Consider the following 25,248-nt stretch of genomic DNA (forward strand, 5'->3'; position numbering starts at 1 on the left):
GCAGCCGCTGTTGACCTTCGACTCGGTCGCGATCCGCTTCGGCGGCATAGTCGCGCTCGACGGTATTTCCTTCGAAATCGCGCCGGGCGAGATTCTCGGTCTGATCGGTCCGAACGGAGCCGGCAAGACGACGCTGTTCAACTGCGTCAGCCGTCTGTACACCCCGGACGAAGGCGACATCCGTTTCCAGGGCGAAAGCCTGATGGCACTCTCGGCCCATCGGATCGCCCGGCTCGGCATCACCCGCACCTTCCAGAACCTCGCGCTGTTTCGAACGATGTCGGTTCGCGACAACGTGCTGGTCGGCACGCATCCGCGCACGGGCGGCAACTTCCTGAGCGACGCGATCGGACTGAACCGTCCGTCAGCCAGCGGCGCGGAACTCGACGACCTGCTGCACGACATGGGTCTGACGGATGTCGCCGGTCGCGTCGTCTCGGATCTGCCGACCGGCACACAGAAGCGCGTCGAGCTCGCCCGCGCGCTTGCCGGCCGACCCAGACTTCTGCTTCTGGACGAGCCGGCCGGCGGCCTGACGCACAGCGAGGTCGACGAGCTGGGCGAACTGATCCGCCGCATCCGCGACCAGCGCGGCGTCACCGTGCTGCTGGTCGAGCATCACATGGGCCTCGTCATGGCGATTTCCGACACCGTGGTCGCCCTCGACTTCGGCCGCAAGATCGCGGAGGGCTCGCCGGCCGAAGTCCAGAACGATCCGGAAGTGATCCGCGCCTACCTGGGGAGCAGCCACCGATGAGCCAGCCGCTGCTCAAGGTCCGGGGCCTCGAGGCCTGGTACGGACGGCTTCAGGCCCTGTTCGGACTTGATTTCGACGTGCCTGAAAACGGTGTCGTCACGCTGCTCGGCGCCAACGGCGCGGGCAAGACCACGACGCTCAGGGCGCTGTCCGGGATGATCCCGACCGCCGGCGAGATTGTCTTCGCCGGCAATCAGATCGGCGGAACGGTGACGGAAGACATCGTCCGCCTCGGCATCGCCCACGTGCCCGAGGGGCGCGGCACCTTCGCCGCGATGACGGTGGAGGAGAACCTGCAGCTCGGCGCCATGACCCGCCGCGACACCGCCGCCATCGCCCAGGACATCGAACGCACCTACACCTATTTCCCGCGCCTTGCCGAACGCCGCCGACAGCAGGCGGGCACCCTGTCGGGCGGCGAGCAGCAGATGCTGGCGATCAGCCGTGCGCTGATGCTGCGTCCGCGCCTGATGCTGCTCGACGAACCCTCCTTCGGGCTCGCGCCGCTGATCGTCGAGGAGCTCTTCGGGATTCTCTCCGACCTCAAGGAGAAGGAAGGATTGTCGATGTTGCTGGTCGAGCAGAACGCGGCCATGGCCCTCGAGATCGCCGACGAAGCCTATCTGATCGAAACCGGCCGCATGATCATGTCCGGCCCCGCCCGGGAGATCGGCAGCGACGAGAACGTTCGCCGCGCCTATCTCGGCTACTGACGGGAAACGGGTATGGAGCTTTTCCTGCATCAGGTACTGGCCGGTCTCGCCACCGGGGGCATCTACGCCTGCATGGCCCTGGCCATCGTCATGATCTACCAGGCAATCCACCATCTCAACTTCGCCCAGGGCGAGATGGCGATGTTCTCGACCTTCGTCGCCTGGCAGCTCATCGAGTGGGGGGTGCCCTACTGGGGCGCCTTCTTCTTGACGATCGGCCTGTCCTTCGTCGCCGGCGTCGTCATCGAGCGCACCGTGTTCAAGCCGTTACACCGCGCGCCGGTGCTCGCCCACATCGTCGCCTTCATCGCGCTGTTCGCGATCTTCAATTCGCTGGCCGGTTTCATCTGGGACTTCACCATCAAGTCCTTCCCGACACCGTTCGGCCAGCAGTCGCTGTTCGGCGGCGGACTGATCGGCGCGCACGACGCCGGCATGATCGCCGTCACGCTGGTGCTGCTGGTGCTCCTGTTCCTGTTCTTCCGCAACACCCGCGTCGGGCTTGCCATGCGGGCGGCCGCCACCAATCCCGAGTCCGCCCGCCTCGTCGGCGTCCGCGTCGGCTGGATGATCGCGCTCGGCTGGGGCATGGCCGCTGCGATCGGCGCGGTGGCCGGCATGATGATCGCGCCCGTCGTCTTCCTCGAGCCCAACATGATGCTGTCGATCCTGATCTACGGCTTCGCCGGCGCCGTCGTCGGCGGCCTGACGAGCCCGGGCGGTGCGGTGATCGGCGGTTTCGCCGTAGGCATCATCGAGAACCTGGCCGGCACCTTCATTCCCGTGGTCGGGCCGGAACTGAAACTGACGATCGCGCTCACGCTGATCGTCACCGTGCTGATGTTCAAGCCGACAGGGCTGTTCGGCGCCCGTGTCGTGACGAGGGTATGATGGCGATGGAACGCACCATGGCGTCCGACCGACCGGCGAAATCGCAAGGCGCCGGCGCGCCCGCGACCCGCACCGGCATCCCGCTGGGATGGCAGCGCGCCGCCCTTGCCGTGGGCCTGATCGTCGCCGTGGTCCTGCCCTTCGTCGTGAAGAACTTCACGATCTTCCAGTTCACCACGGTGATGATCTACGCGATCGCCATACTGGGCCTCAGCCTCCTGACCGGCTTCAACGGCCAGTTCTCGCTCGGCCACTCCACCTTCGTGGCGATCGGCGCCTATACGACGGCGATCCTGATGGAATTCGCCGGCATGGGCTTCTACTGGACGCTGCCGATCGCCGCGCTCGTCTGCTTCGTTTTCGGATTCCTGTTCGGCCTGCCGGCTCTGAGGCTGGAAAGCATATACCTTGCGCTCGCCACCTTCGCGCTCGCCGTCGCCACGCCGCAGCTGCTCAAGCTCACGCCGCTCGAACCCTGGACCGGCGGGGTCCAGGGCCTGCTCGTCTTCAAGCCGGAGGCGCCCTTCGGTCTGCCGCTCAATTCGGACCAGTGGATGTACTTCGTCACGCTGGCGGTCGGCCTTGGGCTGGCGGTCTGCGCCGTCAACCTGGTCAACAGCCGGTCGGGCCGCGCCATGAAGGCGATCCGCGACAACCCGATCGCGGCCCGCGCCATGGGCATCAACATCGCCCTCTACAAGACGACGACCTTCGGCGTCAGCGCGGCCTATGCCGGCATCGCCGGATCGTTGTCGGCGGTGGTGGTGCAGTTCGTCGCGCCCGACAGCTTCACCTTCACGCTGGCCATCGGCCTGTTCGTCGGTCTCGTCATCGGCGGCGTGGGAACCATCACCGGCGCGCTGTTCGGCGGGCTGTTCCTGGTTTTCGTGCCGAATATCGCCGAGGAGGTCTCCAAGGGCCTCGCCGGCGCGGTCTACGGCGTGATCCTGCTCCTGGTGATCTACCTGATGCCGACCGGTGCGGTCGGCCTCATTCGTACTGCCGTCCTGAAACTCGCAACACGGCGTCGCTGAAGACGCCGGCAATCTGGGAGGAAAGCAATGAGAATTCGCAGCTACGTCACCTTGACGGGACTCGCGGGCGCGCTCGCGCTCGCCGCCGGTCCTGCCGGCGCGCAGCAATACGACCCCGGCGCGACCGACACGACCATCAAGATCGGCAATATCAATCCCTATAGCGGCCCGGCGTCCGCCTACGGCACGATCGGCAAGACCCTGGCCGCCTATTTCGACAAGGTGAACAAGGAAGGCGGCATCAACGGCCGCCAGATCGAGTTCATTTCCTATGACGACGGCTACAGCCCGCCCAAGGCGGTCGAGCAGGCGCGGAAGCTCGTCGAGAGCGACGAGGTGCTGCTCATCTTCCAGAGCCTCGGCACGCCGTCGAATTCGGCGATCCACAAATACATGAACGTCAAGAAGGTGCCCCAGCTCTTCGTCGCCACCGGCGCCACCAAGTGGGGCGATCCGGAGAACTTCCCCTGGACCATGGGCTGGCAGCCCAACTACCAGAGCGAAGGCCGCATCTACGCGACCTACATCAAGGAAAACCATCCCGACGCCAAGATCGCCGTGCTGTTCCAGAACGACGACTACGGCAAGGACCTGCTGAAGGGACTGACGGACGGGCTCGGCGACAAGGCGTCGATGATTGTCGCCGAAGTACCCTACGAGACGTCGGACCCGACCATCGACTCGCAGATGATCAAGCTTAAGGACTCCGGCGCCGACGTGCTGGTGACCATCGCCACACCGAAGTTCGCCGCGCAGTCGATCCGCAAGGTCGCCGAACTCGACTGGCAACCGGTCCACATCGTCAACAACGTCTCGCAGTCGGTCGGCGGCGTGCTGAAGCCGGCCGGCCTGGACAACGCCACCGGTGTCCTGTCGACGGGCTACCTGAAGGACCCGACCGACCCGCAATGGAAGGACGACCCGGCCTATGCCGACTGGTCCGCGTTCATGGACGAGTATTATCCCGACGGCGACAAGACCTCGAGCTTCACCGTCTACGGCTACACCGTCGGGCAGACGCTCAAGCAGGTTCTCGAGCAAGCCGGCGACGACCTGACCCGCGCCAATGTCATGAAGCAGGCTGCCAGCCTGCGCGGGCTGGAACTGCCGATGGCCCTGCCCGGCATCATCGTCAACACCTCCGAGACGGACTTCTTCCCGATCGAGCAGATGCAGATGATGAAGTTCAACGGCGAGCGCTGGGAGATGTTCGGTCCCGTGATCTCCGGCGAGGTTCGGAGTTAATCCGGGCGGAACGACGCACGCGTTTTCGGCGCCGGGCCGCACGGCCCGGCGCTTTTCTTCCGAAAGGGCCGAAGCGGCACCCTGACGCGGACATCGCCATTCGTCCGCCGCGGGCTATGATGCCCCCTCGATAGCAGCGGGTGCGAAAGGAACACCATGACGGCCGGACATTCTCACGCCGGACATCCGCACGCCGGACATCCTCACGAAAGCGTCTTCACGCTGGAGGCCACCCAGCTCAAGTTCGGCGAAGGCGCCGTCGATGAGCTCGGGTGGGAAATCGGCCGCCTGGGCCTGAAGCGCGTCATGCTGGTCGCCGATCCGGTATTGCGGGATTTCGGGGTCACCGGGCGCGTGATCAGTCAGATCGAAGCCGCCGGCGCCAGCGCGGTCGTCTACGAAGACATCGCCGTGGAGCCGACCATCGACAGCTTCGATCGTGCAGCGACGTTCGCGAAGGGCGCGGATGTCGACGGCTTCATCGGCCTCGGCGGCGGCTCGACCATCGATACCGCCAAGGTCGCCAATCTGATCAAGGTCCATGGCGGCGAGATCATGGACTACGTCAATCCGCCGATCGGGGCCGGGCGCAAGCCGGCGTCGCCGCTACTGCCACTGATCGCCATTCCCACCACATCCGGATCGGGCTCGGAGGCGACGACGGTCGCCATCCTCGATATCCCGGATCTCAAGGTGAAGACCGGCATCTCGCACCGCTTCATGCGCCCCACCCTCGCCGTCGTCGATCCGGTGCTCGCCCGCACGACGCCCGGCGCGGTGACGGCATCCGCCGGCCTCGACGTCGTCTGCCACGCGGCGGAAAGCTACATCTCGAAGCCGTTCGACAGCCGCGACAAGCCGGCCGATCCCGGCGAACGGCCGCCCTATCAGGGCTCGAACCCGATCGCCGACATCTGGTCGATGAAGGCGCTGGAGTTCGGAGGCCGGTTCCTGGCCCGCGCCGTCAATGACGGCGACGATCTGGAAGCGCGCGGCACGATGATGCTGGGTGCGACCATGGCCGGCATCGGCTTCGGCACCGCCGGCGTCCACATCCCGCACTCGTGCGCCTACCCGATCGCCGGTCTCAAGCATCAGTACACGCCGCCCGGCTACCGCACCAACCATGCGTTCGTGCCGCACGGCTTCTCGGTGATCGTCACCGCGCCGGCCGCGTTCCGCTTCACCTATGATTCCGCTCCCGAGAAGCACATCAGGGCGGCCGAGCTCCTGACCGGCGCGCCCGTCGCCGATCCGGGGCCCGAAAGCCTGCCGGATGCCCTGATCGCGCTGATGCGGCAGGTCGGCGCGCCGAGCGGCATCGCCGAACTCGGCTACGGCGAGGACGACATTCCCGCCATCATCGACGGCGCCCTGAAGCAGCAGCGGCTGCTCGTGCTCGCGCCGAAGGCGCCGGACCGCAGCGACCTGGAAACGATCCTGCGCCAGTCTCTCAAAAACTGGTGAGGCGCAGTGGCGGCACGGTCGTCCGCCTCACCCTGGGCCGCGATGCCGCGCGCACACGATGATTTGAACCATCGCCGCCGCGACGACGGCTTGCGGCGGTATCGGACCGCCCCCAACGTCACTAGTGTACGGGAAAACCGATGGATCAATTCGCAAGGCCGCGCTGGACAACCGCGAGGACGGGAAACATGGGACATCAGATTGACCGCAGGACAGTGCTTACGGGACTCGGCGCGCTGGCTGTCACGAGCCTTCATCCCTGGCCGGCCGCGGCGGCCCCGACCATTCATGTGGTCAAGACGAGCGGCTGCGGCTGTTGTATCGCCTGGATCGACTATCTGCGCGAGAACGGGTTCGAGGTCACATCCGAGGACATGCCCAACGGAGCGCTCGTGAAGCGCAAGATGGACCTGGGCATCTCGAGCGACATGGCGTCCTGCCATACGGCTGAGGCCGACGGCTACGCCATCGAAGGCCATGTGCCGGCTGCCGACATCAAGCGGCTTCTGGCGGAACGACCGGACGCGGTCGGGCTGGCGGTGCCCGGCATGCCCTATGGCTCTCCGGGGATGGGTCCGGAAACGGAGCGGGAAGCCTACACCGTCTTTCTGATCCGCAAGGACGGGACGACCGAGGCGTTCGCGTCTTACCCCGCCGCGTGAGGAATCCGGCCGCATGAGAAATCCGGACGGGCCGATCCCGCTCGCATCCGGCAGCCTCAGCGTTCAAGGCCAAGTCCGTCGACCTGTGGCGGCGGTCCCATTGATTGCGCTTGAGGCTGCTACCGGGCCGGCGCTGGGGCGCAGCAGCCGAAGCGCGTTCGCGACCACTAGCAGCGAGGCCCCGACATCGGCGGCGATCGCGCCCCACAGCGTGGCGAAGCCGCTGAAGGTAAGCACGACAAAGACCACCTTGATGGCGAGGGAAAAGCCGATGTTCTGACGGATCACCGCAAGCGTGTGCTTCGAGTGGCGAACGAGCCACGGCAGCTTGCTCAGATCATCCGTCATGAGCGCGATGTCGGCGGTCTCGATCGCCGCGTCCGACCCCGCCGCCCCCATCGCGACCCCGAAACTCGCCCGCGCCATGGCCGGCGCGTCGTTGACGCCGTCACCGACCATCGCGACCACGCCATGCCGCTCGACGAGCGCCTCGACGGCGGCGACCTTGTCCTCGGGCAGCAGCTCGGCGCGCACCTCGCCGATACGCACCTCCCTGGCGATGGCTTCCGCCGTGATACGGTTGTCTCCGGTGAGCATCACCAGATGCGCGACGCCGTCAGCCCGCAGCGCGTCCAGCGCGGCGGCCGCGTCCGGCCGCACGGTATCGGCAATCGCCACCAGACCACAGACATGACGGGCGTTGCCGATCGCCACGACGGTCTTGCCATCCCGCTCCAGCGCCTCGATTTCGTTGCGCACCTGCGCGCTTTCGTGGCCGCGTTCGACGAGATAGCGAAACGAACCGAGCCAGTAGGGCTCGCCGTTGAAAACGCCGGTCAGCCCCTTGCCTTTTTCGACCTGCACCTGCGTCGCGGGCGCCGGATCGATGCCCTTTTCCGCGGCCCGGCGCATGATCGCGCGCGCCAGCGGATGTCCGCTATGCGCCTCCAGCGCGGCCGCCCGTTCGAGCAGTTCCGCCTCCGTGTGATCGTTCAGCGGCAGCACGGCGACGACGACCGGATCGCCCCGCGTGATGGTGCCGGTCTTGTCGAAGGCGAGCGCCTTCAATCGCGCCGGAAGCTCGATGAACACCCCACCCTTCACCAGCACGCCGTTGCGGGCCGACGCCGCCAGGGCGGCAACGATGCTGACGGGTGTGGAGATGACGAGCGCGCACGGACAGGCGATGACGAGGAGAACCAGCGCGCGATAGAACCAGTCGGCCCAGACCGCCCCGAAGGCGAGTGGCGGCACGACGGCGACGAGGATCGCTAGGACGATGATCGCCGGGGTGTAGACGCGGGCGAACCGCTCCACCCACTGCTCGGCCCGCGAGCGCTTGCTGTGGGCGTCCTCGACCATCCGGATGATACGCGCCAGCGTCGTGTCCCCGGCCACCTTGGTACTCATGACCTCGAGCACGCCATCGCCATTGATCGTGCCGGCGAATACGTCGGCGTCCACGTCCTTCTCGACGGGAACGCTCTCGCCCGTGATCGGCGCCTGATTGACACTGCTCGATCCCGCCAGTATCCGGCCGTCGAGCGGCAGGCGCTCGCCCGGCTTCACGATGAAGACCGAGCCGACGGCCACCTCGCCGGCCGGGACGTCCCTCTCGGTGCCATCGTCCGCGCGGATGCGTGCCGTCGGCGGCGCGAGGTCGAGCAGCGCCGAGATCGCGCGGCGCGCACGCCCCACGCTCCAGCTTTCCAGGGTGAGCGACAGGGCGAACAGGAAGGCCACCGTCGCCGCCTCGAACCAGTCGTCGAGCGCGATGGCGCCGGCGACCGCGATCACCATCAGCAGGTTGATGTCGGGACGCAGGCTCTTGGCCGCGAACCAGGCCTTGGGCACGACGAAGCGCGCGCCGAAGCCGATGGCAAAGGCAAAGGCCAGGACTTCGGCAAGCGGCATTCCCTGCCCGCCGTGACCGCCGAAGAGACGGAGCGCCTCGGCGAAACCGCCGGCATGCCACAGGTGCAAACCCAGTCCCGCAAAAACGCCCAGCCCGCTCAGGCCCGTGAACACCATCTGCTGGCGACGATGCCGCTCTTCGGTGGCAGACGCCGGCCGCCCCGGCCGCCATTCCTCCGCGGTCATTCCGGTGCGCGCCACGGCACGGCGTATCGCATCGGCATCCGCCGCCGTCGCGTCATCGAGCACGGTCATGCGGCCGTTGAGCACGTCGAATGCCAGCTTGTCGTCGCCGCCGACGAGCGGACCGATTTCCCGCTTGAGGATGGCCACCTCCTCGGCGCAGTCGAGCCCGGACACCTTGAACGCCAATCGGCCCGGGCTTGGCCGGATATCGCCCTCGGACACAATCACCGCAGACGGCGTCCCGCACCCGCCGCAGCAGCCGCCGCCCTGCGCGTCCCGGTTCTGATTGTGATCGATTGTAGAATCCATTGCGGCTGTCCTGGTCGAGTACGGATGGCCCGGCGGCACCGTCCGTTTGCGGTTACTCCTCGGAGGTTCCGACCCAAGATAGGACCTCTAGCCTTTGGAGGTTCAAGGGGTCTCTGACTTTTTCGGATCGGCCCGGTCGACCGGGAACCGCCAGCGGTTTCATCGACGCCCGGCGCTCAGCGACAATCGGCCTCTTGCGCGCGAACGCCGATGCTCCAATCTGACAAGTGCGTTCAGCCGCACGGCTCCCACGTCCTGAACGACGGACAGGGCCGCCGCACGTGAATGGCGATTGCAGGTCTACGGTCGGATGAGGGTTGCATGAAGTTACTTAAGTTGACTTTGGCGGCGGCGGTTCTGGCCGTCGGCGCCGTGCGCGTTTTGGCCGGGCCTTTCGAAGACGGGATCGCCGCGATGGACCGGGCCGATATGAGTGCTGCGCGGGGGTATCTGGAGGAAGCCGCCAAGGGCGGGCACGCGGAAGCACAGTACCAGCTCGCCCTTTTGCTCATGAGGGGACAGGGCGGCAAACGCGATCTGGAAGGCGCCAGGATCTGGCTCGAGAAGGCCGCCCAGGGCGGCCACGCCAACGCACAGTATCAATTGGGCGAGCTCTTGCTCTGGCAGGCGGACGACGAGACCAGCGCTGCCGCCGCCGCGAAGGCATTCGAACGGGCCGCCCGGCTGAACCATGCAAGAGCCGCCTACGAACTGGCGGTTCTCTACGCGAGCGGCAAAGGCGTCGCGACGGACAACGCCAAGGCGTTCGAATTCTACCGGAAGGCGGCGGAAGGCGGCGTCCTGGAGGCCGAGCACATCGTCGGCTCGATGCTTGTTGCCGGACGCGACGTCGATCGGGACGTGGTCGCCGGGGGCGCCTGGCTGAAACTTGCGCAGAACGGCGGCGACCCGGAAGCGGGAGACGAATGGCTGGCACTGCTGCCGACGCTGACGAGGCAGCAGCGCGACGCGCTTCAGTCTATCCTGGACAATCATTCCGACCGGAACTACGTGATCGGCGCGGATCACACGCACGGCCCCGTGAGTTCGGTCAACTAGCGATCGACGGGTCGGCGCCCTATCTCGATGGAGAAAAGCCCGCGGCCGTCGCATGACATTCGCGGGTCGGCTTCACCACCGGACCGCTTGAGGACATTCTGTGAGCACGGCGCGTCGAGACAAATTGACGATCGGCGACTTGGCACGCGAGACCGGCTGCAAGGTCCAGACGATCCGCTATTACGAGCAGATCGGATTGATACCGGAACCGGACCGCTCGGCCGGCAACCACCGGCTTTACGAACCGGCGCATCGCGACCGGCTGGCCTTTGTCCGGCATGCCCGGGAACTGGGTTTCTCCCTCGATGCCATCCGTCAGTTGCTCGGCCTGGTGGATCATCCCACCCAGCCATGCGAAGGCGCGGATGCGATCGCGCGGGCGCAACTCGAACAGATTGAGGAGCGCATTGCGCGCCTCGATTCCCTGAAACGCGAACTTCGCCGCATGATCGAGCAATGCGAGGGTGGGAACATCGCGCACTGCCGGGTGATCGAGGTGCTGGCCGACCACTCCAAATGCCTGGACGACGACCACGCCGATCCGGTCGCTCTCCAACCATGAACGCCGTCCCGCTCCCGCCCGGGACTGTCGCTATTTCTGCTTGGCGTAATTCGCGTTCAGTTCATCGTGCCGCTTCCTGATGGCATCCGGCCATTGCGCCTTGAGATAGGACAGCACCGCGACGATCTGCTCATCGCTCAGGGTGCCATCGTAGACAGGCATTTTAGTTTGGTAGTTGTCCAAACCCGACGCTTTCGCCACGCCGAACTTCGTGATGGCGAACAGCAATTCGTCGGGATGGTGCCAGGTATGGCCGGTCTCGTCGTGGGGTGGGGCGGGCAGGAAGCCGTCGGCGTCGCGGCTGCGCCAGTTCGCATCGCCCTTCAGGTCGGTGCCATGGCACGACGCGCAATACGTGCCATAGATCGCCTCCCCGCTCGCAACGACCTGTGCGTCGTCCGGTCGGAACAAAGCCCCCGGCTTGTCACCATCCTGCCAGCCCAGAAACACCGCTCCGGCCGCGACCGCCGCCGCGACGGCTATCGCCGCCAGCTTGCCGAACATCACGTCACCAGGATCCGCGATCCGATCGGAACGCGGTCGTAGAGGTCGATGATGTCCTGGTTGAGCAACCGGACGCAGCCGCTGGAAACCGCCTTGCCGATGCTCCACTCCTCGCTGGTGCCGTGCAATCGGTAGAGCGTGTCGCGCGTTCCCTGGAAGATGTAGAGGGCCCGGGCGCCAAGCGGGTTCTTGAGGCCCGGCTCCATGCCGCCGTTGGCGGCACTGTAGGGCTCAAGCTCCGGCTGCCGCGCGATCATGTCGTTCGGTGGCGTCCATTTGGGCCATGCCCGTTTCCACGCGATACGGGCACGGCCGGACCATTCGAAGCCCTCGCGACCGATACCGACACCGTATCGCATGGCCTTGCCGTTCTCCTGGACCAGGTAGAGATAGAAGTTCTTCGTATCGACGATGACGGTGCCAACCGTTTCCGTCGTCTCGTAGTCGACCTGTCGCCGCAGATACTTCTCCGGCACCGCGGTTAGGTCGACGGCGGGCAGAGGGAACTGCTCGTCCGGCGCCGGCCCGTACATGCGCGCATAGGGGCTGATCGTGGCTGGCGAGTCGAGTTCGGCCTGCTCCACCGTGTTGGTGCACCCGGCCAGCGCCACCCCCGCGAGGCCTGCCGTACCGACAACGAATGCGCGTCGGGACAGGCCCCGCTTCGAACTGTTCTGCTGCATCACCGGCCCGCCTCGTAGAACACCGCGGGCGCAACGTCGGCGTCGCCGGTATAGGAGTAGACCGTGTAGTCGGCGTCCTCGTCGTCGCCCATTCCCAGCGACCCCATCGGCATACCGGGAACCGCGATTCCGATCACCTTCGGCCGCTCGCTCAACAACTTGTCGATCGCCTCCAAGGGCACATGGCCCTCGAGCACGTAACCGTCGAGCGTGGCTGTGTGGCAGGCCTCCAGCGCTTCGGGAACACGCGCCTGGCTCTTGATCGGATCCAGATCCTCCAGATTGCGAGCGTCTACGCTGTAGCCCTCGGCCGCGAGCGCCTCCGTCCAGACTTCGCAGCAGCTACACCAGGGTGTCTTGAAAACGATGACCTTCTGTCCCTCGGCGGCGCGCGCCTCTGCCTGGACAGTCGCAGTCACTGCGAGCACCAATGCGGTCATGGTGGAAAGTACGAGCTTGTTCATTTCGGATTTCCTTTCGATGGGGGATGCCGCGTCCGGGTGACGGAGGCGGCGAAACGGCATGGGGAACCCGGCCCTGGCGGGCCAGGGGATTGTTCTCGGAGCGGCGAAACGGCGGTCTCGCGCGCGGTGATAGGTCGCCGTCACAGCACGACCACCTGCGTTCCCACCGGCACGCGCTCGTAGAGGTCGATCACGTGATCGTTGAGCATGCGTATGCAGCCGTTCGATACCGATCGGCCGATCGACGAAGGCTCGTTCGTGCCGTGGATGCGATAGAGCGTGTCGCGTCCGCCCCGATAGAGGTACAGGGCGCGTGCGCCGAGCGGATTGTTCCGTCCGCCGGGCACGCCGTTGGCGTAGCGCGCGTATTTCTCCGGGTTGCGCCGCACCATGTTTCTGGTCGGGCGCCAGCTCGGCCATTCGGCCTTCCTGCCGACGACTGCCGCTCCCTTCAGAGACAGCCCCGCCCGACCGACGCCGACGCCGTAGCGCCGTGCGGTGTCGTCCTCCAGCGACAGGTAGAGAAACCGGTTGGAGATATCGACCACGATCGTCCCGGAACCATAGCCCGGGTATCGAACCGTCTGCGGTGCGAACCGCGGGTCGAGTTGAAACGACCCGGCGGTGTGAGCGCTGGCGGCAAACGGACCGGCGAGAATACCGGTGCAGATGCCGCCGGCAACGAAGCAACGACGCGAAAGCACAACGTCCTCCGATACGGATTGGACTGACAGAAACGCCGTTCGCAAACGGCGTCGCTCATGTGTCAATCAACCGATCGGGGGGCGGAAGAAGCTGTCGGTCAGCGAAGGGGTGGCCATTTCGACGTCGGCGCGCATTGCGCCGGATTCCGATCGCAGGAAGACGACGCCGAACCGGGGCAAGGGGCCGGCGCAGTCCGCGTGACAGTGCGAGAGGCCATGACTGATGGTGTCGCCGTCCCGGTCGCAACACGCCCCTGCCAGCAGAGCAAGAACGGATGTGCCGTCGCGGTCGGGAAGGTCCGTGGACGCGGCGGCCGCATCCTGCGTATCCGCAAGCTCAGCCGACGCGTGCGTCTGATGGTCTGATGCCACAGACAACTGCATTGCGGCCCCGTTGAGAACCGAGCCGAACAACAGCGCTCCAGCTATCAGTGCTATCAGAAAACGGCGCATGGAACTCCGGTACTGCTTTGGAACCCGTTTTGCAATACGTACCGCGATACGTGCGGCGATACGTGCCGCACTTTGGGCGATGCCGTATCGCCCGTGCCTGGTCGCGGCGTCATGTGTTGCCGGCTCGAACCCGGTGAGACGATCAGCAATCCAAATATCCGTGTGGGTCTGGCGGCGGCCGCCTGACGTTCCAATCGGACAGGTCCTTTCGGAACGCCAGGCGGTTTCGCCCCCCAACGAACGGGATTAATCCTCGAGCACGCGCCGGCGCTCTTCGTATTCCTCCTTGTCTATCTCGCCGCGTGCGTAACGCTGCTTGAGGATGTCGAGCGGAGCCTTGCCCGATGGCTGAGCCTGCTGCGGGACATGGCCGGAACCGCCCCCGATCCAGCGCACCAGCAGGACGATGACGGCAACGATCGCCGCGATGAGGGCAAGCATGAACAGCGGTCCGAAGATCCAGCCGAATCCGCCGCCAAATCCCATGTGCGATCCAGAGTGGCCGTAATACCCCATGCCGCCCTGCGCCCAGACGGGTCCCATGGCACCGAAAACCGCCGAAAACACGCCCATCAGGCATGCGGTAAGAATGGCTCTGCGGCTCATCTCACTGCCCCGCAGGCTGCATCCAGCCGGTTCGCCGGTCGATCTCTAACGTCTGTACCAGCGAGCCTTCTTTGGTCACGATGGTGGCTTCGACCGTGTCGTCGTCCGTTTCCTCGACGGTGCCGACCTTGAGGTTCGGATTGCGCGACCAGTCCAGCCGTCGCTCCATCATCTGACGGACGTCTTCGGCGGACAATGCCTCGGGCAGCGGCCGCAGCACGCCTGGGCCCCACCCCATCATGCCCTGGCCCATCATGCCCTGGCCCATCATTCCGGGGCCCATCATTCCGGGGCCCATCATTCCGGGGCCCATTCCGCCCCCACCCATCATTCCGCCCCCCATCATGCCGGGGCCCATTCCACCTTGGCCGTTGCCGCCGCCCATCATGCCGGGGCCCATGCCGCCCCCACCCATCATGCCGCCCCCCATCATGCCGGGGCCCATTCCACCTTGGCCGTTGCCGCCGCCCATCATGCCGTGCCCCCTCATGTTGCGGTTCCAGCCGCGCCGCTTCCGATCGCTGTAGGGGCAATCGTCACGGCTATGCCAGCGTTGCTGGCCTGCCTGGCCGCCCCTCATCATGCCGGGCCCCATTCCATGCCCTCCCCAGGATGATCCCTGCTGCGGGCCGTGCGCAAACCCGGCGGTCGGCGCGAACAGCACGGCGCCTCCGACGCCCGTCGTTAGGGCGAGCGCGGCTATCGCGGTCATCAGTCGTTTCATGGCTGAACTCCTTGTTGCTGCGTATTGAAGATGCCGCCGCACCGTTTTCGCACGCCACCCGGCGCGAACCCTCTCGGCGCACATGCGCTTTCCATTTCGACTTCGTCCGCCCGCCCCGATCCACCGTTGGCGGAATCGCGCCAGACCGGTCGGTTCGGGACCGATCTTCCGAAGCGGATCGCGCGTGTCGCGCATTGGCGAATACGCGCGACCGACCCCCTGACCGGGATGGCGTTGAACGGGATGGCGTTGGCGGCACCTGCGTATGAGTCTTTCATCAATCCACTCCCAACCCGTCGGGTAGACGCGCTGGACCGCTGTCAGAAGGCGGAACCGGACGGCGAAGGCAGTTGTTCAGTAGGCGGCAAGCCGAACAAGACAGACGCCGTCGCGCAGACAGTCGGTCAGGATATTCCGGGTGGACGCTCCGACGCGGCAACCGGAACCGGCATCCAGTTCCTGTCAGCCAGGAGCCCGTGCCGGTGACGGGACTGACGCCGCACGACAGGAAGATCCGGCGCAATCATGGCACCGGTCTGGCAAATGGACGAACAGCAGTTCCCGTCGTCGCCGACACGTCCCCCGGCGCGCATGCGATCGCAGCCGCCGGTCTCCTGGAACGCCGCTTTGCGGTTCGCGTCCGGCGTCATGGCTTCGGCATCGACGTCGGCGGCATCGGCAAGTCCGCATGGACCGGCCAGCGGCGAGGCCAATTTTGCGCCCCCCGCCATCGCCGAATTGGCGACGACGCCCGACGCAATCGCGACCGCCAGGATCAGCACATATGCCAGAGCACGTGACATATCGAAACCTTTGCACCAATTGGCAACACCGGCAAGCCAATTGCAATTATACGGCACACATCTTCGCGAGGCCGCCGCTTCTTCGTCGGAACCCCGCGATCAGCGCGCACGCAGAAACATCCTCTCGCCGGCGAAGACCAGCACCATCCCGGCGGCGGCCGCATAGATTACCAGCACGTCCGTCATCGCCTTGACGACGAGAAGCGCCACAAGGACCACGGCATCCAGGGCGATGGCGGCGGCGAGAACGAAACCGTTGGCGCCGATTTCCTTGCGCAGATGACGAAAGACGCCCCAGTGGATGGCGATGTCCATGACGATGTAGAAGATCGCGCCGAGCGTGGCGATGCGCCCGAGATCGAAGAATACCGTCAGCATCATCGCCGCGACGATCGTATAGACCAGCGTGTGCTTCTGGATGCTGCCCGGCATGCCGAAATGGCTGTGCGGCACGAGTTTCATCTCGGTGAGCATCGCCAGCATGCGCGAGACCGCGAAGACGCTGGCGATAACGCCCGAGACCGTCGCAACGATCGCGAACAGCACGGTGAACCAGAGACCGTAGTCGCCGAAGGCAGGGCGCGCGGCCTGCGCCAGCGCATAGTCCCGCGCGGCGACGATCTCGTCGATGGTCAGATTGGCGCCGACCGCCAGAGCCACGAGGACGTAGATCACCACGCAGATACCGATGGAGATCACGATGGCGCGGCCCACGTTCCGGTGCGGCTCCACGATCTCGCCGCCACTGTTGGTGATCGTCGTAAACCCCTTGTAGGCAAGGATCCCGAGAGCCACGGCACCGAGAAAACCGGCGGGCCCGGACTCCGCCGGCGTCACCCCGACGCTCTTGAAGGAGAGCCCGGACACCCAGAGTCCCGCCACCGCGAACGCCGCCACGCCACCGATCTTCAGGAAGGCCATGAAGAACGAAAGCGTCTGGATGACGCGGTTGCTCGAGATATTGACCAGGAAAGCGAAGGCCAGCAGGCCGACACCGAGTGCCGGCACCAGCCAGTCGATGCCGCCCGCATCGAACAGCTGCAGCGTGTAGGTGCCGAAGGTCCGGGCCACCAGGCTCTCGTTGATGACCATGGAGAAATACATGAGCAGCGCGCAGGCGCCGGTGATCATCGACTTGCCGTAGGCCTTTTCCAAAAACATCGCGATCCCGCCGGCGGAGGGATAGGCGTTCGCCAGTTTGACGTAGGAGTAGGCGCTGAAACCGGTGACGATCGCCGCCGCGACGAACGCGAGCGGGAACAATTCGCCCGCCAGCTCGGCGATCTGACCGGTCAGCGCGAAGATCCCGGCGCCGATCATGACGCCGGTTCCCATCGCCACGGCGCCGGTCAGGGTCAGGCTACCGCTTTCGTAGCGCGGCTTTCTGCGATCATCTGGTGTCGAAGGCATGGGTCTAGGTGGCGAACTCTCTGGCCATCGGATCCAATCCCTTTCTCGGTCTTGTCCGGCAGCGGAGTCGCCACCTGCCTATCCGAGCGGCCGTTCCGATTGATCGGCCGCTCGGGAGGAAACGCCGGCGCGGTCACATGGCTCCGCAATCCCTGCCGATGAGCTGGTCCGCGATCGCTTTTTGATCGTCGGTCAGGACCGAATAGAGTTTCTCGGTCGCCGGCTGGACGGCCTTCATCGACTCGAGCATGGCCTCCACGCCGCTGATGCGGGTGGCCATACGTTCGGGCGCTGTTCCTTTCTGCATCGCCTCCGGCATCTTTTCGCGCATGTCACGCATCGCTTCGACGCGGCCCCTGACGGCCTCGGCGTAACCGTTCCAGGCGTCGGCCTGCGCGTCGGTGATGCCGAGTCCAGATTTGAGATAGGCGAGACGACCATCGACCATGGCAGCCATCCCGCGCTGGCCTCCCATCATACCGGGGCCTCCCATCATACCGGGACCGCCCATGCCCATCTGTCCCGAGGCCATCGCGCCCTGGCCCGTCGCGCCCTGGCCCATCTGTCCCGAGCCCATCTGTCCCGAGCCCATCTGTCCCGAGCCCATCTGTCCCGAGCCCATCATACCCTGGCCCATCATGCCCTGGCCCATCATCCCCGATGACATCATATTCTGGCCCATCATGCATCCGCCGCCCATCATGCCCATCATCGGTCCGCCCTGGCCGGGCATTTGGGCGAAGGACGGGGCGAACGCAGTCACGTTCAGCGCGAGCGCGAGCGCGGCAGTCGCGAAAACTTTGGTCATAGTGGACTTCCTTTTCTTGTTGGCGGTACCGGACAACGAGGATGGCCGCCTGTTGCCCCCCAGCGGTAGAGGCGTCGCACGTGTTTAGGGCCGGAGAACCGCAAATTCCTTGATTGAGGTTAGAAGTGCCGCGTGGGATGCATCCTCCCCGGCACCGCGACCTGTCGCAGCCGGCGCGCCGGCCTTCGCCATCAGCCCCACCGATTGGCGAAGACGTTGAACAGCGGACCGAAGACGAACGCCACGAACCAGCCATATGCGAACGTCTCGACAAGGCCGAGGAAGAAGCTCGGCCATGTTAGCCAGGTAAAGCCCGGCAGGAGTCTGAGCCATGTCTGATACATGGCCATGCCAGGGAACAGCAGATCGAAACCGACGCAAAGCACGTAGGTAATCGCCAGGAACAGCCCGAGGCTCATACCAAGCGCCATGACCGGGATGCGCGGGGTGGATGCCAGGCGGAGCGGCGTTCCCGCATCGCCACGGACGGGCGATGGCGACGTTTCACCCATCGGACTGCTCCACGAGGTTCGGCTCTTGCGCGGCGTCGGCGTCGAGATAGCTGTCGGGCGCGGCCTCGAAGCGCTCACGGCATTCGCGCGAGCAGAAATAGTAGACCGTGCCATCATGGATCGACGACTTCGCCGCCGCGGTACGGATCACCCGACCGCAGACGGGATCGACATCCGATTCCGGCGGTATCCAGCGCAGTGCGTCTTTGGCATCCGGAGGTTTCCCCGTGCGCGCGCCACGGCCGCCGTGTCCCATGACATGGACACCGCAGCCGAGCCGCATCATGACGAATATCAGCGCGGCCCAGAACAGGAAGTAGACCAACGCGTCCATTTCGGCGCCTCCGTTTTGGTGCGTGGCGACCGGCCGGACGACGCGGCCATGCCACGATGCCATGCGTACCTGTGCGATTGCCTACAAAGGCACAGGCGGCGACCTCCCGGATATGACGGAAGTTAAACACTCCGCGGGAAGCGACACCGGTCTGGCGTCCCGGTCGGAGAATTGCCGCACGGCTCCGGCGGACGGCCGATCGTCCTGCGTCGTCATGCGGCGGCCCGCGTCGCCCTTACGAGCTGCGGATGCGGGCCGGCGCGCGTGCCGTCGCCGTCCTCTTGAGTCCTGACCCACGGCGCCAGCAGATGCGGGTCTATCTTGGCCACCTGCACCAGTTTGTCGGGATCCAGTATCCGGAGCCTGCGGTATTGGAACTCGACGATGCCATCCCGCTTCAGCTCCCGCAGAACCCGGTTGACGTGGACACCGGTCAGGCCGGTCGCGTCGCCGATCAGCTCCTGGGTCAGCGGCATGCGCAATTCCTCGATGAGATGGCCCGGCCATTGCGACCTGTAGCGGATGAAGAGTTCCAGGAGGAGCTGCGACACGCGTTCGCGCGCCGAATGCCGGCCGATGCTCGTCAAATGGCCGAACGACAGGCTCCGGTCGCGGGACATCAGCGACGCAAGCCGCATCGCGATTTCGGGGCACTCCCGAACGAGCCGGACGAGGTTGTCCCGCGGAATGAAGCAGAAGGTCGCGTCCATCAGCGCCTGAACACCATAGGTGGTCGTCGCCCTGCTGTCCGGCTGGAACCCGATGACGGCTCCGGGAAGCCCGAAATGGAGGATCTGCCGGCGTCCGTCGTCAAGCAATGTGTAGAGGGCCACCCACCCTTCGACCAGATTGTAGATACCGTCGAAAGTCTCACCGGCGCCGAAGACGTCTTCACCGGCCTTCAGGCGCTTGTCTGCCGCCCGGAACCGCGCCGGCAACGGCAATACGTTCGCGCGATACAGCGCGCAAAGCCCATCGACGCGCGCCGCGCAGGCATCACAGTCGACGGGAATGGATATAGATCTCTTGATGGAGCTCGTCATAGACGTGTTCCCCGTATTCGAGGTTGTGCATGGGACCAGATGGTTCTGCAGCTGACGAGACCGCGTCCATGGCGGAGCGCGAGCGAGAGGTCACTCGGAAATGGCCGCTCACGCGGCGACGCCATGACGTACTCTGACTTGAAAGACCTGCGGCCGATCAGCGCTTCAGGCCAGTGGGCGAGGCACCGGAGGGTCTTGATCCAGCACGATGGAACGCGGGTCGCGCTCTTTCGTTTGCGGCGCAAGCGCCGAAGATCTGTCGAATGGAAACTTTGTCTGCGCGGGAGCCGCGGCGAACGTTTGGGAGCATGTCAATTGCGGACAATGCGTCGACGGCGCGGCACGATCCGGCAGCCACGGTCCACCGGCCACCGGCGCCATGCTCGTCGCGGCCATGATTATCGATACGACAGCCGGTCCCGCCCGCTCACGCGGCGCTTCGGGAGCCGAGGCCCCGTAAGCCACGACGGCGGCAACCAACAGTCCGACAAGAAACCGCAGCATCGACACGTTCGCCTTGGATCGAACAACTCATCCCGTGCGGGATACCTCGGAAATTAGGAGCAATCGCGGCAAAGTCAATCGAGGTGGATCAACGGGTTATGTCAAGGACGAAGCAGGTGCGGCTGTGCCATACGGCTCATCGCGGCGGTCGGCCGAACCCGGTGATCCGCGTTCGGCCGAGAAGTCTTCGATCGGATCCCAGATCTGAACCATCAAACCGTGGACCAATTGATCGGCCCCCGACGTGTTCGCCTGCCACGGGGTGACGCGGTCGCGCGTGCGAGGGGAACACCGCGGAGCCGATGAGGAAACCGGGCCGGCCCCTATTGCTTCGCTTTGGCGTACTCTTCCTTGAAGGCGTCCACCAACGCCTGGCCGTCCGGCGTGGCGCTCACCCAGTCGGACACAATCGGCTCGATCGCCTCGTGCCAGCGATCCCGCTCCTCCCGAGGAAGTTCGATGAAAGTGTATTCGCTGTTTTGCGAGCCGAGCGTCGCATAGTTCTCACTCTCGAACTTGGTGTATGCGGCACCGATCTGACGCGACGACTCCTCGCCGACAAACGTGTCCACGATCTCCTTCGCCTTGGGCGAAAGGCTTTCATAGAACGCCTTGTTCATGAAGATCACCGAGGGCAGCATGCCGAAGTAGACGTTGTTTACCTGCTTCGTCATCAGCTCACCGAACTTGTAGTACAGCAGCGTCGTGCCATTGGCCAAAATGGCATCGACGACGCCGGAACTCAGTGCCTGGTAGGTGTCGGAAAACGGGATCGCGATGGACGACCCGCCCAGTGCCTCCACAGCGTCCGCGCTGATCTTGTCGAGCACGCGCACCTTCTTGCCGGCAAGCTGGTCGAGCGAGGTGATCGGCTCCTTCGACACCAGCACCGCGGGCGGCAGCGCGACGATGTTCATGATCTTGACGCTGTCGAACTCGTCCGCCAGCAGGCCCCGCTCGTACAACCGCCAGAACGCGATCGACCCGGCTTCGGTGTCGTTGTCCACCAGTCCCGGCAGCATCGAGACGGTGCTGCGCGGAAACGGCACGCCGGTATTGGGCAGAATGGCGAACCCCATGTCCGCCACCCCGCTGACGACGCGGTCCCAGACATTCGTCGTGACCGCGAAGGGCGGCTCCTGCGGCACCACCACGAACTCGCCCTTTCCCGCCTCGTTCAGCGCGTCGATCCACGGCTGGTAGACCGCCTTCATCATCACGCTGCCATTGGGCATCGTCGTGGCGAATTTGATGACCGTCTCCGCCGGTGCCGCCGAGGCCAGGCCGAGCGTCGTCGCCGCCAGAGCGAGAGCCCCGGCCGAAGTGCGACGCAAAGCGCGCCAGGTGAACGTGCTGGAGCCCAGTAATGACATGCTTTCTCTCCCTTTAGACGGCGGCCCGTGCCGCCGGTTCAGCTCAAAACCGCCAACGCGATGCGCCGGATAGATCCCATCTGGCGGGCGCCTGACCGGTCGGATTGCCCGCGCTAGCCGAAGGCCGACGCGAGGCCCAGTTTCGCCGCCGCCTCCTCGATCTCGGCCTGATCCGCGATCTGGAAAACCTGTTTGCCGCGACGGGCGCCATCGCAATGCCGGTCGATGGCCAGCCTGAAGTCGTCGAGCCCGTGCAGGTGCGCGGGCGGTGGAAGCGAGAACGGTTGTTCGGTAAGGGCAGCAAGCGCCTGGCGATGATGATGGGCGTCCGCCGCCGGCATGGTCGAGAAATACCGGTAGCCATAAGCCTGAAGGCTCAGGAACTTGGACATCATCAAGGGATTGTTGAGGCCGAGATCCCGGCCGGTCAGCGTCCCGTAGGTAATGATCTTTCCATACGGGGCCAGCGCGCGCGCGAGCATCCCGAGCGCCGGCCCTCCCACGCAATCGACGATGACGTCCGGCGCCCGACCGCCCGTCGCACTCATCACCCGATCCAGGACTGCGTCGGCCTGGCCTGGCGCTTCAAGGCCCTCATCCGACAGCTCGAGAACCGCGTCATACCCCGGCGGCCTGCCCTCCGGTGACAGCCTGCGCGCCGTGCCGATGACACGAAGTCCGGACCGGGCGGCGAGTTGCGCGACGCAGCGCGCCACGTTCGCGTAGGCGGCCGTGAGCACGATGGTCCCGCCGGGGCCGAGATTGGCCAGGCGCAGGAGGTCCCATGCCGTCAGCGGATTGCCGATCTGCGCCGCTATGTGCAGCGGCAGCCCCTTTGGAACGGGGATCAGGGCCGCTTCGGGCACGGACGTGAAGTCCGCCCAACTGCCCGGATGGCTGAACGACACGACCGTTCCCGGTGCGATCCGCGTGGCCGCGCCACCTTCGACCACCACGCCGACGCCGGTGATCCCGGCAATCTGCCCCGGCAGGCGCGGCACGCGCGGTTCCGGATATCGCCCTCCGATGAACAGGAAATCGGACCAGTTCACCGGCGCCAGGAGCATCTTGACGACCACCTCGTGACGGCCGGGAGTAACGGCGGGAATATCGCGCAGCGCAACCACGTCGAACTTGTCGGCCTCGGAGCCGATCGCATCAAAGATCAGAGCTTTCATGATCGAAACTCCCCGGGCCGGCGCGTTTCAGTAGGCGTCGGCAGCCGGTGCCTGCCAGGCGGTCAGCGGATGGTACGTCCTGTCGAAGTAGATCAGTGCCTGCGCGGTTCCGGCCAGATGCGCATCCGCGACCTCGCAGAAGAACACGCAATGCGTTCCCACGTTGCGCGCGGCCGTCACCTTGCAGTCCAGCGCCACGGACGCACCGTGAAGAACAGGTGAGCCCGTCACCAGGCTGGTCCACTGCCCCATCGCCGCGAACCGGTCTTCCACCGACAGTTTCGGATCGGAGAACCGCCGGGACAGCGGCTCGTGGTCTGCCGCCAGGACGTTGACGCAGAGAACCCGGTTCGCGCGGATCGTGCGATAGCTGGTCGAGCTTCGATTGATGCAGACGAGTACCGTGGGCGGATCGTCGGTCACGCTGCAGACGGCGGACGCGATCATGCCGTAGCGCCCGGCCGGCCCGTCGGTGGTGATCAGGTTCACCGAGGCGCCGAGGCGCGACATCGCTGTGCGGAAAGCGGTTCGATCGATGCTCATGATGTTCGCCTCCTCACGTGCGGCCAGATGACGGGATGGATGGCGTCAGCCCTTGCGGGGCGGGAAGTAGAGCGGATCGGCGGGCACGGTTCCCAGCATCATCGCGCCGATGATCGAATAGCTCATCGGCGAGGCGACCAGATGCTGGTTGGCCGTGTGCACATCGCGGAAGCACCGGTCGAGGGTGCTGGGCACCTTGACCGCCGTGGTGCCCGCCGCATTGAAGACGAGATCGACGGCCTCGACCGCGGCCCGGTGGCAATGCGTGATCGTCAGACGGAAGCGCGCCGCGTCCTCAAGCGACAGGGACTTCTGTGTTTCCAGGGACGCGTAGAGGTCTCGAAGCGTCTCGAGGGCATAGCTCCTGGCCGCGCCGACGGCGGCCTCTGCCCTTGCCAGCGCGTCAACGGCGAAGGGCTGGCGTTCCAGTTGCCCCCACGGCGTCTTCTTGGTCCGGCACAGTTCCTTGAACGTGTCGATCGCGGACCGGGCGATGCCCAGCACCACCGCAGAGTGATTGAAGAAGAAGATGTTCGGGAAGGCATAGAGTGCGCTCGGGCGGCGCGGCGGCGACGAGTAGAAATTGAACGTCCGCTCGGCGGCGACGTACTTCGAGCGGACCTCGAAATCGTGACTGCCGGTGCCGCGCAGCCCCGTCGCGTTCCAGGTGTCGTGGATCTCGATGTCCGAGGTCGGCAGGAAAGCAGCGATCGCGCGCGGCTGGCCGGCGTCGTCCAGGACGACCTTCCCGTCCTGTCGCACGAGGGCGCCGACCACGAACCACTTCGAGTGCCGAATGCCGCTGCCGAACGACCACCGCCCCGAGATGACGTAGCCGCCGTCGGCGACCTCTGCCGTCCCGATCGGCGTCGGCACGCCGCCGGTTGCAGCATCCATGCTCTCCGGCGTGGGGAACATCGACCGCGCCTCGTCCTGGTCCAGATAGGCGGTGAAGTATCCCCCGTTGGCGCCGATATAGGCGCACCAACCGGTGGATCCGTCGGCTTGCGAGATCGCCTCGATTACCTCGAACTGATGGGCCGGCGTCATCTCGGGCCCTCCCCAGCTACGGGGAAACGACATCCGGAACACGCCGGCCTGCGAAAGCGCCTCGACGATATGCGCAGGCACGCCCCGACTGGCGTCGATCTCGTCTGCCGCCGCCCGGATGGCACCGCCGAGCGCGCGCGCCGACTCCAGGATCTGCAGGCGGTCTTCGGTCCAGATTTCCGCCTCGGACCCCGGTTTCGGAGCGGCAGCATGCATCGTCATTGACAACCTCCTGCGATCTCGACGCGACGGCTACGCTAGAAACCGGCGGGTCGCCGGTCAAGAATTATTTTAGAGATATAATAATTGGTCGGAGACCGTACCGCACAATCCGCAGCGCCACCACTCCGCGCCCCGGACCGGCGTTTGGGCAACGACGATGGAAGCGAAACCCGATAGGGGGCGACAGCTGCGCACCGCCCCCTCGTCAAGCGCGGTGACGAGCCCGTGGCACCTGCCCGCACGGTGAAGCAGCAGGCACCTCAAGGCGATCAGCACACTGTTTTTTGTACTATTTTCCGCCGATATGCCACGACCCGTTCAAACCCAGCTCCGGGAACGACGACGATCATGGCACCCGACATAACCGCCTGGGGCGACACATGGTCGATCGCCGGGGCCCGGTCGCCCGCCAGCGGCCCCTTTACTCAGTTGGCCGTCGTTTGACGCCAGCGCGCCGATATGATTTAGCTCTGAAGCAATATAATTCAGACCTAAAGCATATTGCTTTCAACCGGCGATGTCGCGGCTGAT

At 65.5% G+C, this 25,248-nt stretch carries 27 protein-coding genes; 9 read left to right on the forward strand and 18 right to left on the reverse strand.

The window, feature by feature from the left end; all coding sequences use genetic code 11:
• The first annotated feature begins 10 nt into the window (after window positions 1–10).
• From ACSF9G_RS04075 to ACSF9G_RS04105, 7 genes are all read left to right on the forward strand, one after another.
• Complete coding sequence (locus ACSF9G_RS04075; protein ID WP_436638651.1) at window positions 11–757, forward strand: ABC transporter ATP-binding protein; 747 nt, start codon at window positions 11–13, stop codon at window positions 755–757.
• Complete coding sequence (locus ACSF9G_RS04080) at window positions 754–1,470, forward strand: ABC transporter ATP-binding protein (protein WP_436638653.1); 717 nt, start codon at window positions 754–756, stop codon at window positions 1,468–1,470. The genes ACSF9G_RS04075 and ACSF9G_RS04080 overlap by 4 nt, the downstream gene beginning before the upstream one ends.
• A gap of 12 nt (window positions 1,471–1,482) precedes the next feature.
• The gene (locus ACSF9G_RS04085) at window positions 1,483–2,361 is read left to right on the forward strand and encodes a branched-chain amino acid ABC transporter permease (RefSeq protein ID WP_436638656.1); all 879 of its coding nucleotides are present in this window, start codon (window positions 1,483–1,485) and stop codon (window positions 2,359–2,361) included.
• Window positions 2,358–3,395, forward strand: a complete 1,038-nt coding sequence (locus ACSF9G_RS04090) for a branched-chain amino acid ABC transporter permease (RefSeq protein WP_436638658.1) — start codon at window positions 2,358–2,360, stop codon at window positions 3,393–3,395. Before ACSF9G_RS04085 ends, ACSF9G_RS04090 begins: the two co-directional genes overlap by 4 nt.
• Before the next feature lie 27 nt (window positions 3,396–3,422).
• On the forward strand, window positions 3,423–4,640 hold the full coding sequence (locus ACSF9G_RS04095) for an ABC transporter substrate-binding protein (RefSeq protein ID WP_436638660.1): 1,218 nt from the start codon (window positions 3,423–3,425) through the stop codon (window positions 4,638–4,640).
• A 156-nt stretch (window positions 4,641–4,796) separates the two neighbouring features.
• Window positions 4,797–6,107, forward strand: coding sequence for a hydroxyacid-oxoacid transhydrogenase (locus ACSF9G_RS04100; RefSeq protein WP_436638662.1), 1,311 nt, complete (start codon window positions 4,797–4,799; stop codon window positions 6,105–6,107).
• Window positions 6,108–6,295: 188 nt separating this feature from the next.
• Window positions 6,296–6,769: a DUF411 domain-containing protein gene (locus tag ACSF9G_RS04105; RefSeq protein WP_436638665.1), complete on the forward strand. Its 474-nt coding sequence runs from the start codon at window positions 6,296–6,298 to the stop codon at window positions 6,767–6,769.
• A 63-nt stretch (window positions 6,770–6,832) separates the two neighbouring features.
• Here ACSF9G_RS04105 and ACSF9G_RS04110 read toward each other — a convergent pair whose 3' ends face one another.
• Window positions 6,833–9,178 (reverse strand): heavy metal translocating P-type ATPase, encoded by a 2,346-nt coding sequence (locus ACSF9G_RS04110; protein ID WP_436638667.1) that lies wholly within the window; start codon window positions 9,176–9,178, stop codon window positions 6,833–6,835.
• Between the two features lie 321 nt (window positions 9,179–9,499).
• On the opposite strand from ACSF9G_RS04110, the gene ACSF9G_RS04115 reads away from it, so the two are divergent.
• Window positions 9,500–10,237 carry a tetratricopeptide repeat protein gene (locus ACSF9G_RS04115; protein ID WP_436638669.1) on the forward strand — a complete coding sequence of 246 codons (738 nt, stop codon included), beginning with the start codon at window positions 9,500–9,502 and terminating at the stop codon, window positions 10,235–10,237.
• 124 nt (window positions 10,238–10,361) lie between these two features.
• The gene (locus ACSF9G_RS04120) at window positions 10,362–10,799 is read left to right on the forward strand and encodes a MerR family transcriptional regulator (RefSeq protein WP_436638671.1); all 438 of its coding nucleotides are present in this window, start codon (window positions 10,362–10,364) and stop codon (window positions 10,797–10,799) included.
• Between the two features lie 30 nt (window positions 10,800–10,829).
• Here ACSF9G_RS04120 and ACSF9G_RS04125 read toward each other — a convergent pair whose 3' ends face one another.
• The 17 genes from ACSF9G_RS04125 to ACSF9G_RS04205 form a co-directional block, all read right to left on the reverse strand.
• Window positions 10,830–11,303: a c-type cytochrome gene (locus tag ACSF9G_RS04125; RefSeq protein ID WP_436638673.1), complete on the reverse strand. Its 474-nt coding sequence runs from the start codon at window positions 11,301–11,303 to the stop codon at window positions 10,830–10,832.
• Window positions 11,303–11,986, reverse strand: coding sequence for a L,D-transpeptidase (locus ACSF9G_RS04130; protein WP_436638675.1), 684 nt, complete (start codon window positions 11,984–11,986; stop codon window positions 11,303–11,305). The genes ACSF9G_RS04125 and ACSF9G_RS04130 overlap by 1 nt, the downstream gene beginning before the upstream one ends.
• Window positions 11,986–12,450 carry a DUF411 domain-containing protein gene (locus ACSF9G_RS04135; protein WP_436638677.1) on the reverse strand — a complete coding sequence of 155 codons (465 nt, stop codon included), beginning with the start codon at window positions 12,448–12,450 and terminating at the stop codon, window positions 11,986–11,988. The genes ACSF9G_RS04130 and ACSF9G_RS04135 overlap by 1 nt, the downstream gene beginning before the upstream one ends.
• A 140-nt stretch (window positions 12,451–12,590) precedes the next feature.
• A complete protein-coding gene (locus ACSF9G_RS04140; protein ID WP_436638679.1) occupies window positions 12,591–13,154 on the reverse strand; it encodes a L,D-transpeptidase in 564 nt (187 codons plus the stop codon).
• A gap of 66 nt (window positions 13,155–13,220) precedes the next feature.
• On the reverse strand, window positions 13,221–13,607 hold the full coding sequence (locus ACSF9G_RS04145) for a hypothetical protein (protein WP_436638681.1): 387 nt from the start codon (window positions 13,605–13,607) through the stop codon (window positions 13,221–13,223).
• Between the two features lie 246 nt (window positions 13,608–13,853).
• Window positions 13,854–14,213 carry an SHOCT domain-containing protein gene (locus tag ACSF9G_RS04150; protein ID WP_436638683.1) on the reverse strand — a complete coding sequence of 120 codons (360 nt, stop codon included), beginning with the start codon at window positions 14,211–14,213 and terminating at the stop codon, window positions 13,854–13,856.
• A 1-nt stretch (window position 14,214) separates the two neighbouring features.
• Entirely contained in the window at window positions 14,215–14,937 is a 723-nt protein-coding gene (locus ACSF9G_RS04155; RefSeq protein ID WP_436638686.1) for a hypothetical protein, read from the reverse strand.
• Between the two features lie 404 nt (window positions 14,938–15,341).
• Entirely contained in the window at window positions 15,342–15,719 is a 378-nt protein-coding gene (locus ACSF9G_RS04160) for a hypothetical protein (RefSeq protein WP_436638688.1), read from the reverse strand.
• 120 nt (window positions 15,720–15,839) lie between these two features.
• Window positions 15,840–17,150, reverse strand: a complete 1,311-nt coding sequence (locus ACSF9G_RS04165) for an APC family permease (RefSeq protein ID WP_436638690.1) — start codon at window positions 17,148–17,150, stop codon at window positions 15,840–15,842.
• A 133-nt stretch (window positions 17,151–17,283) separates the two neighbouring features.
• Window positions 17,284–17,994, reverse strand: a complete 711-nt coding sequence (locus ACSF9G_RS04170) for a Spy/CpxP family protein refolding chaperone (protein WP_436638692.1) — start codon at window positions 17,992–17,994, stop codon at window positions 17,284–17,286.
• Between the two features lie 155 nt (window positions 17,995–18,149).
• Complete coding sequence (locus tag ACSF9G_RS04175) at window positions 18,150–18,470, reverse strand: DUF5676 family membrane protein (protein ID WP_436638694.1); 321 nt, start codon at window positions 18,468–18,470, stop codon at window positions 18,150–18,152.
• Complete coding sequence (locus tag ACSF9G_RS04180) at window positions 18,463–18,804, reverse strand: YHS domain-containing protein (RefSeq protein WP_436638696.1); 342 nt, start codon at window positions 18,802–18,804, stop codon at window positions 18,463–18,465. Before ACSF9G_RS04180 ends, ACSF9G_RS04175 begins: the two co-directional genes overlap by 8 nt.
• 212 nt (window positions 18,805–19,016) lie before the next feature.
• A complete protein-coding gene (locus ACSF9G_RS04185; protein ID WP_436638698.1) occupies window positions 19,017–19,847 on the reverse strand; it encodes a Crp/Fnr family transcriptional regulator in 831 nt (276 codons plus the stop codon).
• A gap of 827 nt (window positions 19,848–20,674) precedes the next feature.
• A complete protein-coding gene (gene dctP, locus ACSF9G_RS04190; protein WP_436638700.1) occupies window positions 20,675–21,724 on the reverse strand; it encodes a TRAP transporter substrate-binding protein DctP in 1,050 nt (349 codons plus the stop codon).
• A gap of 113 nt (window positions 21,725–21,837) precedes the next feature.
• On the reverse strand, window positions 21,838–22,902 hold the full coding sequence (locus tag ACSF9G_RS04195; RefSeq protein ID WP_436638702.1) for a quinone oxidoreductase family protein: 1,065 nt from the start codon (window positions 22,900–22,902) through the stop codon (window positions 21,838–21,840).
• A 27-nt stretch (window positions 22,903–22,929) separates the two neighbouring features.
• Entirely contained in the window at window positions 22,930–23,445 is a 516-nt protein-coding gene (locus tag ACSF9G_RS04200; protein WP_436638704.1) for a flavin reductase, read from the reverse strand.
• 45 nt (window positions 23,446–23,490) lie between these two features.
• Window positions 23,491–24,717 carry an acyl-CoA dehydrogenase family protein gene (locus tag ACSF9G_RS04205; RefSeq protein WP_436638706.1) on the reverse strand — a complete coding sequence of 409 codons (1,227 nt, stop codon included), beginning with the start codon at window positions 24,715–24,717 and terminating at the stop codon, window positions 23,491–23,493.
• Between the last annotated feature and the right edge of the window lie 531 nt (window positions 24,718–25,248).

The organism is Microbaculum mangrovi (genome assembly GCF_051390635.1).
Taxonomy (GTDB): domain Bacteria; phylum Pseudomonadota; class Alphaproteobacteria; order Rhizobiales; family Tepidamorphaceae; genus Microbaculum.